This window comes from Streptomyces musisoli (assembly GCF_016741855.1).
Lineage (GTDB): Bacteria > Actinomycetota > Actinomycetes > Streptomycetales > Streptomycetaceae > Streptomyces > Streptomyces musisoli.
The window spans coordinates 115,063-127,929 of the sequence record NZ_JAERRH010000012.1 but is presented as its reverse complement, the minus strand read 5'-3'; the positions used below and the strand labels follow the sequence as shown (position 1 = coordinate 127,929).

Below are 12,867 nucleotides of genomic sequence, written 5' to 3'. Positions count from 1 at the left end.
GTCCTCACCTCGTAGGAGACACCACCCGCATGCGGAAGATACTCGTCGTCGGAGCCGGCCAGTCCGGCCTCCAGCTCGCCCTCGGCCTCCAGTCGCACGGCTACGAGGTCACCCTGATGTCGAACCGGACCGCGGACGAGATCCGCTCCGGCCGGGTCATGTCGACGCAGTGCATGTTCGACACGGCACTCCAGCACGAGCGCGATCTCCAGCTGAACTTCTGGGAGTCCCAGGCCCCGAAGATCGAGGGGCTCGGCGTCTCGGTCGCCGCCCCCGGCTCGCACGACCCGGGCCCCACCCAGCGGGCGATCGACTGGGTGGGCAGGCTCGACGGGTACGCGCAGTCGGTCGACCAGCGGGTGAAGATGGCCGGCTGGATGGAGACCTTCGCGCAGCGCGGCGGCCAGCTGGTCATCCACGGTGTGGCGGTCGGCGACCTGGACTACTTCTCCCGCACCTACGACCTCGTCCTGGTCGCGGCCGGCAAGGGCGAGCTGGTGTCGATGTTCACCCGCGACCCGGAGCGCTCCCCGTACGGCGAGCCGCAGCGGGCGCTCGCGGTGTCGTACGTCCACGGCCTCGGCCCGCGCCCCGAGCACCCGGAGTTCGACGCGGTCCGCTGCAACGTGGTCCCCGGAGTCGGCGAGCTGTTCGTGATGCCGACCCTGACCACCTCCGGCCGCGCCGACATCCTGTTCTGGGAGGGCATACCCGGCGGCCCGCTCGACGCCTTCAAGGGCGTCAAGGACCCGGCGGAGCACCTCTCCCTGACCCTGGAACTCATGGAGCGGTTCACGCCCTGGGAGTACGCGCGGGCCACGAAGGTGGAACTCACCGACGCCGGCGGCACCCTGGCCGGCCGTTACGCCCCGACCGTCCGCAACCCCGTCGGCCGGCTGCCCGGCGGCGGGCTGGTGCTGGGCGTGGCCGACGTGGTCGTCGCCAACGACCCGATCACCGGGCAGGGCTCCAACTCGGCGTCCAAGTGCGCGGCGGCGTACCTCGCGTCCATCCTGGAGCGGGGGGACGAGCCGTTCGACGAGGAGTGGATGCGGCAGGCGTTCGACCGCTACTGGGCCACCGCCCGGCACGTCACCAAGTGGACGAACGCCATGCTGGCGCCCCCGCCGGAGCACGTGCTGAACCTCCTCGGCGCGGCGGGCCAGCTGCCGCCCGTGGCGGATCGTTTCGCCAACGCGTTCGACGACCCGGCCGACTTCGAGAACTTCTTCTACGAGCCCGAGAAGACGGCCGCCTACCTGGCCTCGGTGGCGGGGGCCTGACGAGCCTCTGCCCTGGAGCGCGGCCGACGTCGGCCACCCTCGCACGGCCCACTGACGGCCCCGGCTGCAACCGGGGCCGTCTTTGCTGATGCCGGCAGGTATGCTGAGGCCGCCTTACTCCTTACCGATCGCAGCGCCTCGACGCGATGGCGATCGAGGCCCCCGGTTCGCCGGGGTGAACTCCACAGGTAAGGAGTAGGGATGAAAGAGCGAGAGCCCGATGAGCAGGAAGAGAAGCGCGATCCAGGTCCGGTCCCGCGGTGGTACAGGATCCTGATTGCTGCTCTGCCCGCCGTGGCGGCTCGCGGCCTGTGTGGAACAGCGCGCTAGCGCAGTGATGCCGAAGTGGTGCCCGGCGATGGCGGACCGCAATGACGCGGGTCCGACCGTCTTGTACTCGGCCGGACCCGCTTCAGTACTCCACGCACGAGCCCGGTCCTGGTCTGGCCACCGGGGCCGGGCCTCCGTGCTGGAGGCGTGAGCGCAATCCGAGTTCTCGGGCAATCCCGTGTAGCTACACGGTCAAGTTACACGCGTCCCCGGATGCGCTGTCACTATAGCCGTCTCAATACTGGTTGCTCCATTAAGCCTTGGCGGTATCCGGTGGCAGCCGGCGGTTGTGAGGGAACCGTCACCGCTCGGCGGATCGGCGCCCGAGGGGAACTGCCGCACGGTCGGGCAGACGGAGCGGAAGAACACGGGGCGGCAGTACCGCGAGGGGTACCGGGACGGCTTCGCCCACCCGCGGAAGGGCTGCGAGGAGAACGCGCCGCGGCAGTTCACCGCCCCGACCGTGGACGCGGACCGCAAGTCGGGGTACGACGACGGCGCGGCCGATGCCGCGAAGCGGTTCCGCGAGGACTAGACCCGCCCGTCCGCGTCCGGACGTACGGCGCCCAGGATCGGGTAACTGGCGATCGGGGAGATCGTGACCTTTCGGCCCGGCCGCGGGGCCTGGACGACCTTCCCGTCACCCACGTACATCGCCACGTGGGTCGCCTCGGGGAAGTACACCACCAGGTCGCCGGGGCGCAGTTTGCCCAGCGGCACCTTCTTCAGCCGCCGCCACTGCTCCTGGCTGGTGCGCGGGATGGGGGTGCCCGCCTGGGACCAGGCGCGTGACGTCAGGCCCGAGCAGTCGTAGGCGTCGGGTCCCTGCGTGCCCCACTGGTACGGCTTGCCGAGCTGGTCCATGGCGTAGCCGACGGCGCGGGCGCCCCGCGGGGTGGCCGCGCGGTCGGCGGGGAGGGCGCCCGCGGTGGCCAGGCGCTGCTGGGCCGCGCCGACCCCCTGCTGTTCCAGCCGGGCCACGGCCGCGATCTGCTCCGGGGTGAGGCCGGCCAGCAGGCGTTCGACACCGGCGAGTCCGGTCCGGACGTCGTCGCGCTGCCGCTTCTGCCGGCCGGCGAGGGCGAGCTGGGTGTCGAGGGCCTTGCGGGCCGCTCGGGCCAGGACGTCCGTGCGCTTCTCCGTGGCGGTCAGCCTGGCCACCGTACGGGCCCGCTGCCGGGCCAGTTCGCCGATCACATGGCCCTCGTCGAGCGCGTGCTGCGGGTCGGGCGCGAGGAGGAGGCGGACGTAGGGGCCGAGGCCGTCGCTGTTCTGGTACTGCTGCCGGGCCAGGCGCCCGGCGTCGAACCGGCTGCCCAGCAGGGCGAGCCGGGCGCGGGCCAGTTCGCCGTCCAGGCGGTCCACCTCGGCGCGCTGGCGCTCCAGCTTCTCCGTGGTCGCGTTGTAGCTCTCGGTGGCCTGCTCGGTCTGCCGGTACAGCCGCTGAAGATCCGTCAGCAGCCCGGCCACGGAACGCTGCGGTGCCGGCTCCGCCGCGGCGGGTACGGGCGTGAGGGCCGCCTGTGCCGCCACCGCGGCCGCACAGGTCAGGCGCAGAAATCTTCCTGACACGTCATCACCTTCGTTGCCGTAAAAGCGGAATATCCGCCTCCATCACAACGTGATAATCAGACGTGTCAGGTCGGCCGGGTGCCGGGCGTGCGCGGTTCGGCGCAGCGCTTTCACCCGTTCGCGTCACCCGGCTTGCCGGACGGCGCGGCATCCGGCTTCGACCAGGGCCAGCGGAGCTTTCCCGCGGACCTGTCGTCCGGGTCGTACTGGTACTTCCATCCCTGGAGCAGCCCGAGCCGCTTGCTGTGCCCGCGCGGCACGCGCCGGTAGACCAGCACGGTGGGCGGGCCGCCGTCGGGGTCCGGGACGGGGATGCGGTACGTCTTCGGGGGGTGCCCGGTGGGGCCGACCAGGACGGGCAGCACGCGCCCGTCCATGGGGCCGCCCTCGAAGGGGGTGTCCTGACTCTTCACGGTGTCAGTCTCGGCCATCCTCGCCGAGCGTGCCGACGAGCGCGGCGGTCTGCGGGTCGCGGCCCGCGGTGACCGCGAGCACGGCCACGAACTGCTCGACCAGCCAGTCGCGCAGCTCCTCCACCGGGGGCTGCTTGTCCTCGTCCAGCCAGATCAGCGAGGCCGCCTCCACGGCCGTGATCCACATCCGCACGGTCATGCGCAGCCGGGGGCCGGGGCCGGTGATGCCGAGGTGCTGGTAGATGTGCTCGGCGGCGGACCGGCGCACCCCGTCCACGATGGCGGTGGTGCGGGAGGTCTCCACCACGCTGCCGCCCTGGAGCAGCGCGCTGAAGCCGGTGCCGTGCTCGTCGACGAAGCTCAGATAGCGGTCCAGGGCACGGGCCAGCCGGGGAAGCAGCGGGCCCTCGCGCGGCTCGGCGAAGCACTGCCGGAGTTCCTCGGCGGCCGACCGCAGCGCGGCCTCGTACAGCTGCTGCTTGCCGCCCGGGAAGTACCGGTACACCAGCGGTCGTGACACTCCGGCCGCCTCCGCCACGTCGTCCAGCGACACGTCCTCGGGGGCGCGGTGTGCGAAGAGGGACAGGGCGGCCTCGAGGAGCTGGCTTCGTCTCTCCTCGACGCTGAGCCGACGGTAGGCGGGGGTGGCCGACGGGGTCATGGACCGCAGCCTAATCGCCGTGGCGGTGCGGGGCGTCGGCGGCCGCGGGCGCACCTGGGGCGCCCGCGCGCATCCCCGCGCCCCGGAGGCCGGCCGTGCGTACCCGCCGAAGGAGCGCGGGGATGCGCGCGACCGGCCACGACGGACCGCCGGCCCGCGTCAGGCCAGCAGCCCCGACGACCTCCACAGCCGCCTGCCGACACCCCGCAGCACCCCGATGTCGTCCAGGAAGTCCGTCAGCCGCTTGGCGCCGCTCTGCATGACCTCCCGGCGGTGCCCGCTCGCCTTCACCTGCGCCATCGCCTGCCGCTTGTCCAGGCCGACATTGGTGTAGACCTCGGGGTTGATGAAGGCGATCGAGAACACGCGGGCGAACTCGCCCGAGGTGACCCGGGTGAACTCCTGGGACCATTTCGGCGCGGTCACCATCTGCCGGCGCAGCTCCTCGCGGGCGTACCGGACATGCCGCGCCTCCTCCACCACGTGGATCCGCGTGACGCCCCGGACGAGCGGCTGGACCCGCTCGTCCGGGAACGTCAGCCGCTGCATCCAGTCCAGGACCTCCTCGCCGAGCAGCGTGGCGGTGAAGGAGCCGGGGGTCGTGGAGATCGTCTTGAACAGGCGGCCCAGGTTCTGGTGGGCGCGGCTCACCGGGTACCAGGGCGTGCCGCCCCGCGAGATGAGCCGGGCGAACATCTTCGAGTGCCGGCACTCGTCCTCGATCTCGGTGAGCGCGTACCGCACGTGCGCGCTCGTCGCCGCCTTGTCGTAGATGTGCCGGACGAGCAGCTGCATCAGGATGATCTCGAACCAGATGCCGAGCGAGGCCAGGGCCGCGGCCTCGTGCTGGGAGAGCAGGATGCGCTGTTCCTCGCTCATCCGCTTCCACATCGGCGTGCCGTACAGCGAGACCAGCTCCGGCGGCCAGAACCACTTGCCCTCCTCGAAGGGCGCGTCCCAGTCCAGCTCCTTGTCCGGGTCGAAGGAGTGCTTGGCGGAAGAGACGAGCAGCCGTTCGGCCACCTGTTCCCGGTCCTTGAGCAGGCCGAGCGCGTCGCGCAATCCGTCCAGCGCGTCCGCTTCCGTCAGGGTCGTCATGGCTCCCTCACCTCGTTACCCGGGGGTAGTCGTCCTGACTCTTATGAGACTGCTTGTCAGCAAGGCCGTCAATCCCTTGTGCGTGACTTGTTGACCGGGCGTCTACGTGTGAGCCTGCGAGGTATGCCGAGCCACGACCTCTACGCCAACGACCCCGCAGGCCCCCTCTGGCAGGTGCCCGCCGCCGGCGCGGCCCGCTTCAGCTGGGAGTACGACGACGGACGCGACCGCCTGCTCGCCCTGTACCAGAAGGGCAAGGACAAGCAGTGGGACGGGCGGACCCGCATCGACTGGGACCTGGAGGTCGACCCGTACGACGCGCTCGGCACCCCCGACGAGGTGATGTCCCTGTACGGCACCCCGTACTGGAACAAGCTCACCGACAAGGACAAGGGCGAGCTGCGCAGGCACTACGCCTCCTGGCAGTTCAGCCAGTTCCTGCACGGCGAGCAGGGCGCCATGATCTGCGCGGCGCGCATCGTGGAGTCGGTGCCCGACCTGGACGCCAAGTTCTACTCCGCGACCCAGACCATGGACGAGGCCCGGCACGCCGAGATCTACGGCCGGTTCCTGCACGAGAAGATCGGGATGCTCTACCCGATCAACGACAACCTCCAGTCGCTGCTCGGCGACACCCTGCGCGACAGCCGCTGGGACATGCCCTACCTCGGCATGCAGGTGCTGATCGAGGGCCTGGCCCTGGCCGCCTTCGGCATGATCCGGGACACCACGGACAAGCCCCTGCCCAAGCAGATCCTCACGTACGTCATGCAGGACGAGGCCCGGCACGTGGCCTTCGGCCGGATGGCGCTGCGCGACTACTACAAGCAGCTCACCGAGGCCGAACTGCGCGAGCGCGAGGAGTTCGTCATCGAGGGCTGCTACCTCATGCGCGACCGGCTGCGCGGGGTGGAGGTGCTGGAGAACTTCGGCATCCCGAAGGCCGAGGCGGAGGCGCTCAGCGAGCGGTCCGAGTTCCTCCAGCTGTTCCGGAAGCTGCTGTTCAGCCGCATCGTCCCGTGCGTCAAGGACATCGGCCTGTGGGGCAAGCGCCTCCAGCAGGCCTACGCGGACATGGGCGTCTTCGAGATGGGCGACTCCAACCTGGACCTGCTGATGGCGCAGGACGAGGAACTGGCCGAGCGGCTGGACGCCGAGCGCTTCGCCGCCGAGGAGCGGGAACGGGTGGCCGAGGTGGAGGCGGCGATCGAATCCGGGACGGCGGACACCTGACCGGCCCGGGACGCGGTGCCCGGTCCGTCCGTTCACCCGGGGACCGGCTCCGGAGGCGGTGCCGGTCCGTTTGCCGGAAGCCCGGCCCGGGACGCGGTGCGGGTCCGTTCACCCGGGTGCAGTAGCGTGCTGGCGTGTCCATGCCTCCGTCGCCGTACCCGAACCAGCCGCAGCCTCCCTACGGTCAGCAGCCGCCGCAGGCCCCGGGGCCGTACGGCTCGCCGTACCCCCAGCAGCCGCACCCCGCGCAGCCGTACCCCCCGCAGACCCCCTACCCGCCCCAGCCGTACCCCGGTTGGGGCGTGCCGCCCATGGCACCGCCGCCGAAGAAGCGGCGGGTCGGTCTGATCCTCGGCATCGTGGGCGGTGTCGTCGCGGCCGTCGTCGTGCTGCTCATCGTGCTCGGGCTGGTGGTGGAGAGCGGCTTCCCCGAGGCCGAGAACAAGCTCACCCTTCCGCAGAAGCTCGTCGACGGCCGCTTCGAACTCGCCCAGGACATGTCTTCGGCACAGGGCCGGAAGATCCAGGACGAGGCCGAGGGCGCCTGGGACGCCAAGGACGTCGTGGGTGTCGTCGGGCAGTACGCCGTCGGGGGTGACAACACCAAGGGCGTGCTGGTGCTCTCGGGCATGTACGGCCGGTTCAAGAACACCGACGAGGCCCGGCGCAACATGCTCAAGGGTGCCGCCGAGGCGGACGGCGTCACGGTGGCCGTCGCGCGGAAGGACTTCCCCGAGGACGGCGAGCCCACGGTCAGCTGCGAGGTGCTCACCCAGAAGAGCGCGGGCGCCACGATGACCTATCCCGTGTGCGCCTGGACCGACGGCAACACGGGTGCCGCGATCGCGTCGATGACGTCCGAGACGGCCAAGCAGGACCCGTCCGAGGTGGATCTGCGCTTCTACGCGAAGCTCACCCGCCAGATCCGCTCGGAAGCGGTCAAGCCGATCTCCTGAGCCCTGCCGGCCCGTTCTCACCCGCGGGAGCGGCCGAGCCGGTCGAGCGACCGCCGCAGTGGGCTCGTTCCCGCTTGCGGCGGTGTCACCGTGGGCTCGTTCCCGCTTGCTGTGGTGTCACCGTGGGTCCGTTCCGCTTGCGGTGGTGGTCGAGCCGGCCGGCCGCCGCCGTGGGCCCGGTCTCACCTGCCGAGCACCGCCCGCATCACCTGCCTGGCGATCGGTGCCGCGTCCCCGCCGCCGCTGATCTCGCCCCGGTCCGCCGAGGCGTCCTCCACCACGACGGCGACCGCCACCTGCGGCTCCGGCGCGTCCGCGGACTGCGCCCAGGAGACGAACCAGGCGTACGGCACACCGGAGTTGCCGAGGCCGTGCTGGGCCGTGCCGGTCTTGCCGCCGACCAGCGCGCCCGGGATGGCCGCGTTGGTGCCGGTGCCGTCCTCGACCACGCCGGCCATCAGCTCCATCAGCCGGGCCGCGGTGGCCGGCCGCATCACCTGCCGACCCGGCCGGGCCCCGCTGCCGGAGACCGTTTCGCCCCCGTGCCGGGTGCTCCGCTCCACCAGGTACGGCGGGCGCAGCCGGCCGCCGTCCGCGACCGCCGCCGCCACCATCGCCATCTGCAACGGGGTGGCCCGCGTGTTGTACTGCCCGATCGAGGACAGCGCCAGCTGCGCCTTGTCCACGTGCGTGTCGAAGGTGCTGGGCGACACCGAGAAGGGGATGCGCACACCCGTGTCGTTGAACCCGAACGCCTGGGCCGTGCCGGCCATGTCCCGCACCCCCACGTCCACGCCCAGCTTGGCGAAGACCGTGTTGCAGGACCACTCGAAGGCGTCCCGCACCGAGGCGTCCGTGCAGCCGTCGCCCTCGTTGGTCAGCCGGGTGGTGGTACCGGGCAGCCGGTAGGGATCCGGCGAGTCGGTCCGCGCGTCCAGATCGGTGACCACGCCCGCGTCCAGCGCCGCCGCCGCGGTGACCACCTTGAACGTCGACCCCGGCGGATAGGTCTGCCGTACCGCCCGGTTGAGCATCGGCTTCTCCGGGTCGTGGTTGAGCCGGGCCCACGCCGACGCCACCGCCTCGTTGTTGCCGGACAGCTCCGCCGGGTCGTACGACGGGCTGGTCACCAGCGCCAGGATCCGGCCCGTGGCCGGCTCGATCGCGGCCACCCCGCCCTTGCGTCCGGCGAGCCCCCGGTACGCGGCCTCCTGCGCCCGCCCGTTCAAGGTCGTCACGATGTCACCGCCCCGGCTCCGCCCGCGCGTCACGTCGTTCCACAGCGGCAGCGGAGCGAGCACCGGATCGGTGCCGGAGAGCACCCCGTCCTCGGCGTGCTCCAGGAACGCGGTGCCGTACGTCTGCGAGGAGAAACCGGTGACCGGCGCGTACAACGGGCCGTTCAGGTAGGAGCGTTCGTAGCGCAGCTGCTCCCCGGTGTCCACGGACCCGGTGACCGGCCTGCCGTCCACCAGGATGTTCCCGCGCGGCTGCTGGTAACGCGCGATGGTGGCCCGGCGGTTGGCCGGGTTGCCGTCGTACTCGTGGGACTGCACGACCTGCACACGGGCGGCGTTCGCGAGCAGCGCCGCCAGCAGCAGGGCGCAGAAGCCGCAGGCGTGCCGGATGTACTTCCCCATCGGCCGCCCGCCGTCGGGGAGCCCGCCGTACTCGGTCATGGTGCCTCCCGGCCGTCGTACTGGCTGCGCGCGGAGTCGCTCACCCGGACCAGCAGCGCCACGATCGCCCAGTTGGTGACGACCGAGGAACCGCCCTGGGCGAGGAACGGCATCGCCATGCCGGTCAGCGGGATCAGCCCGGTGACCCCGCCCGCGATCACGAACACCTGCAGCGCCACGATCGAGGCGAGCCCGACCGCGAGGAGCCGGCCGAACGGCTCGCGCAGCGCGAGCCCCGCCCGGTAGCCGCGCTCCACCAGCAGCGCGTACAGCAGCACGATCGCCGCCAGACCCGCGAGGCCCAGCTCCTCCCCGGCCGTCGCCAGGATGAAGTCCGACTTGGTGGCGAAACCGATCAGGATGGAGTGGCCGAGCCCGAGCCCGGTGCCGAGCACCCCGCCGGCCGCGAACGCGAACAGGGACTGCGAGAGCTGGTTGGGGCCCTGCCCGGCCTCGATGGTGGCGAACGGGTGCAGCCAGTCCTCGATCCGCGCGCCCACGTGCGGCTCGAGACGCCCGACGGCGACGGCGCCGAGCACGGCGAGCAGCAGCCCGACCGCGATCCAGCCGGTGCGCCCGGTGGCCACGTACAGCAGCACCACGAACAGCCCGAAAAACAGCAGCGAGGTCCCGAGGTCCCGCTCCAGCACGAGCACGCCCACGCTCACCAGCCAGATCGTCAGGATCGGCCCGAGCACCCGCCCGGTCGGGAACTGGAGCCGCCACAGCCGGCGGCCGGTGTACGCGAGCGCGCTGCGGTTGGCGGCCAGATAGGCGGCGAAGAACACCGCGAGCAGCACCTTCGCGAACTCGCCGGGCTGGATGGAGAACCCGGCGATCCGGATCCAGATCCGGGCACCGTTGACCGCCGGGAACAGGATCGGCAGCACCAGCAGGACGAGGGCCGCCACCACGCAGACGTACGAGTACCGCTGGAGCACCCGGTGGTCGCGCAGCACCAGTACGACGCCGATGAACAGGCCCACCCCGAGCGTGGACCACACCAGTTGGGTGGGGGCCGCCCGGTCGCCCGGTGTCTCCAGGTCCAGCCGGTAGATCAGGACCAGCCCGAGCCCGTTGAGCAGCACACCGATGGGCAGCGGCAGCGGATCGGCGTACGGCGCCCGGATGCGCACCGCCACATGGGCGAACAGGGCGAGCGCGGCCAGGCCGGCACCGTAACCGGCGGCGCCGGGCGGCACGGACCCGGTCCGCGCCAGCCCCACCGCGCAGTAGCCGTACACGGACAGCAGGACGGCCAGTACGAGCAGGGCCAGCTCGACGCCCCGGCGCCGGGGGAGGCGCGCGGGGCGTGCGGGAGCGGGGGCCGCCGCCACGGTGGTTCCGGCCTTCGTCATGCCCGGAACCTACCCAAACAGGGAGACTTGTGGCCGTTTTAACTCGGTTGCGCCAGTGCCAGCGTGGCGCGGGGCGGGCGCGTGAGCGTCGCCGCCGTGCCTCCCGTGGCCCCCGGCACCCGCGCGGCCCTACTCGGCAACCGGCAGTGTCAGCGTCGCCACCGCGCCCCCGTCCGCCGCGTTGGCGAACGACAGCCGCGCCCCCAGCACCTCCGCCTGGCCCAGCGCGATGGTCAGCCCGAGCCCGTGCCCCTTGGCGCCGCCCTCGGTACGGAACCGCTGCGGCCCGTGCGCGACGAGGTACTCCGGATATCCGCCGCCGTGATCCCGCACCGTCACCACGGCGCCGTCCACCGTCAGCACCACCGGAGGCGCACCGTGCTTGTGCGCGTTGGCCACCAGGTTCCCCAGCACCCGCTCCAGCCGCCGCCGGTCGGTCTCCACCCGCGCGTCCCGCAGGATCCGCACCTCCGTCTCCGTGCCCGACGCCCGTACCACCCGCCCGGCCAGAGCGCCCAGCTCCTCCGTGTCGACCTCCAGCCGCTCCCGCCCGGTGTCCAGCCGGGAGATCTCCAGCAGGTCCTCGGTGAGCGTGCGCAGCGCCGCCACCCGGTCCCGCACCAGCTCCGTCGGCCGGCCCGGCGGCAGCAGCTCGGCCGCCGCGTGCAGTCCGGTGAGCGGGGTGCGCAGCTCGTGCGCCACGTCCGCGGTGAACCGCTGCTCGCTCAGCAGCTTGCCCTGGAGCGAGGAGGCCATCGAGTCCAGCGCGGCGGCCACCGCGGCGACCTCGTCCTGCGGGCGGGTCGGATCCTTCGTCCGGGGGTCGTTCACCCGGGCGTCCAGGTCACCGGCGCTGATCCTGCGCGCCACACGCGCCGTGCCGTGCAGCCGCCGGGTCACCCGAGTGACCGCGAACACGCCGACCAGCACGGTCGCCCCGATCGCCAGCCCCGACGACCACAGGATCGACTGGTCGAGTCCGGCGATGGTGCGGGACTGCTGCGAGTAGTCGACCTCCACGGCGAGCGCCCGGCGCCCGGCCACCGGTCCCGCAGCCCACATGGTCGGACGCCCGCGGTAGGTGGCGACCATCGTGCCGCGCCGGCCGTTCGCCGCCAGGGCCCGCAGCGGCGCGGGCAGCCCTCCGGGGTCCACTCCGGCACCCGGCAGCAGCGTGTCCCCGGCCTCGTACGCCTGCGTGGCGTCCGCGAGCCGGGACAGCGCCTGGTCGCGGGCCTGGCCAACGGTCTGGTTGGTCACCGAGACGTGCACCAGGACACCGAGCAGCGCGGCCAGCGCACAGCACATCACCGTGATGAACGCGGCGGCCTTGACGGCGAGGGCCCCGGCCCAGGGGGGCAGCGCGAGCCTCATCGCGCGCTCGGCGACGGGGATGCGGAGGCGGACGGGGAGGCCGAGGCCGACGGGGTGGCGGGGGAGGAGGCGGGCGGGGCGGCGGAGGGGGAGGCCGACGGGGACGGTGTCCTGCTCGGGCGGCCGTCGCCGACGTGCAGGTACTCGTCGCGGGAGAACACCATCGCGCGCTGCTGCGGGTCCCACAGCCAGGTGGTGCGGTACTCGTACCCGGAGATGTCGGCGGGCGAGCGTTCGATCAGTGCCCGGCCGGCCAGCTCCACCCCGATGATCGCGTCGTTGTCGGCCAGCACCTGCACCAGCCGGTGCCGCTCGACGGTGTAGACCCGTACCGCCAGCTGGTTGGTCGGGTACAGCCGGAAGCCGAGCGTCAGATCCGCCCGCCCGTCCCCGGTGAGATCACGGTAGTACGGCTTCAGCAGCGGACACCGGGCCCGGTCCCCGCCCGGCCGGCACTCCCTCATCCGCGCCTCGGTCGCGTGGTACGCCCCCTTGGACGAGTAGTCGTCGGGGTGGGCCTTCAGCTCCGCCTCGACGACGTCCACCGGATCCACCTTCCGGATGTCGTCACCGGGGACCGTGATGCCCTTGACGGTCTCCCGGGTCGACACGTCGTACGGGAAGGCCGGGCTGGACGCCGGCCGGAGGTCCGGCCAGAGCTTCGCCGGGCTGACGGCGGTCGGGGTCGTCCCGGCACCGCGCAGCCCGCCCGTGTCCCCGCAGGCCGTCGCCGTCGCCGACAGCAGGGCGACGGCGGCCATGGCGAGGGCGGTGCGCGCGGGACGACGGGCTGGCACGGTGCTCCTGGGCGTCGGTGTCGGTGGGGCCCCGTACACCTTAATTCGTGGGTTCGTACGGAAGTGTTCTTGGATTCGGGAAAAGTCCGTTATGCAGGCCTCACGCACCGCTT

12 protein-coding genes are annotated in these 12,867 nt (G+C 72.2%); 4 read left to right on the top strand and 8 right to left on the bottom strand.

Translation table 11 applies throughout. The features are described 5' to 3' along the window. The first annotated feature begins 29 nt into the window (after positions 1-29). A complete protein-coding gene (locus tag JK361_RS27815) occupies positions 30-1,283 on the top strand; it encodes a styrene monooxygenase/indole monooxygenase family protein (RefSeq protein WP_201822892.1) in 1,254 nt (417 codons plus the stop codon). Between the two features lie 619 nt (positions 1,284-1,902). Continuing rightward, complete coding sequence (locus JK361_RS27810) at positions 1,903-2,148, top strand: hypothetical protein (RefSeq protein WP_201822889.1); 246 nt, start codon at positions 1,903-1,905, stop codon at positions 2,146-2,148. Here JK361_RS27810 and JK361_RS27805 read toward each other — a convergent pair. The 4 genes from JK361_RS27805 to JK361_RS27790 form a co-directional block, all read right to left on the bottom strand. Beyond that, entirely contained in the window at positions 2,145-3,185 is a 1,041-nt protein-coding gene (locus JK361_RS27805; RefSeq protein WP_201822886.1) for a C40 family peptidase, read from the bottom strand. The two genes, JK361_RS27810 and JK361_RS27805, sit on opposite strands and share 4 nt — an antisense overlap. A gap of 110 nt (positions 3,186-3,295) precedes the next feature. After that, positions 3,296-3,598 (bottom strand): DUF8847 domain-containing protein, encoded by a 303-nt coding sequence (locus JK361_RS27800; protein WP_502961508.1) that lies wholly within the window; start codon positions 3,596-3,598, stop codon positions 3,296-3,298. 4 nt (positions 3,599-3,602) lie between these two features. Continuing rightward, a complete protein-coding gene (locus JK361_RS27795) occupies positions 3,603-4,259 on the bottom strand; it encodes a TetR/AcrR family transcriptional regulator (RefSeq protein ID WP_201822880.1) in 657 nt (218 codons plus the stop codon). A 159-nt stretch (positions 4,260-4,418) separates the two neighbouring features. After that, positions 4,419-5,357, bottom strand: a complete 939-nt coding sequence (locus JK361_RS27790) for an AurF N-oxygenase family protein (protein WP_201822877.1) — start codon at positions 5,355-5,357, stop codon at positions 4,419-4,421. A 123-nt stretch (positions 5,358-5,480) separates the two neighbouring features. Here JK361_RS27790 and JK361_RS27785 point away from each other — a divergent pair, with 123 nt between their 5' ends. Further along, positions 5,481-6,590 carry a ferritin-like domain-containing protein gene (locus tag JK361_RS27785; RefSeq protein WP_201822874.1) on the top strand — a complete coding sequence of 370 codons (1,110 nt, stop codon included), beginning with the start codon at positions 5,481-5,483 and terminating at the stop codon, positions 6,588-6,590. Positions 6,591-6,730: 140 nt separating this feature from the next. Then, a complete protein-coding gene (locus JK361_RS27780) occupies positions 6,731-7,546 on the top strand; it encodes a hypothetical protein (protein ID WP_201823130.1) in 816 nt (271 codons plus the stop codon). 182 nt (positions 7,547-7,728) lie between these two features. Here the strand turns inward: JK361_RS27780 and JK361_RS27775 are convergent, their stop codons facing one another. The 4 genes from JK361_RS27775 to JK361_RS27760 all read right to left on the bottom strand — a co-directional run bounded on the left by JK361_RS27775 (position 7,729) and on the right by JK361_RS27760 (position 12,718). Then, positions 7,729-9,225 carry a penicillin-binding transpeptidase domain-containing protein gene (locus JK361_RS27775; protein ID WP_236053667.1) on the bottom strand — a complete coding sequence of 499 codons (1,497 nt, stop codon included), beginning with the start codon at positions 9,223-9,225 and terminating at the stop codon, positions 7,729-7,731. Then, complete coding sequence (locus tag JK361_RS27770; RefSeq protein WP_201822872.1) at positions 9,222-10,583, bottom strand: FtsW/RodA/SpoVE family cell cycle protein; 1,362 nt, start codon at positions 10,581-10,583, stop codon at positions 9,222-9,224. The genes JK361_RS27775 and JK361_RS27770 overlap by 4 nt, the downstream gene beginning before the upstream one ends. Positions 10,584-10,712: 129 nt before the next feature. Further along, positions 10,713-11,957, bottom strand: a complete 1,245-nt coding sequence (locus JK361_RS27765; protein ID WP_201822870.1) for an ATP-binding protein — start codon at positions 11,955-11,957, stop codon at positions 10,713-10,715. Further along, positions 11,954-12,718 (bottom strand): hypothetical protein, encoded by a 765-nt coding sequence (locus JK361_RS27760; RefSeq protein WP_236053698.1) that lies wholly within the window; start codon positions 12,716-12,718, stop codon positions 11,954-11,956. Before JK361_RS27760 ends, JK361_RS27765 begins: the two co-directional genes overlap by 4 nt. Positions 12,719-12,867: the final 149 nt, after the last annotated feature.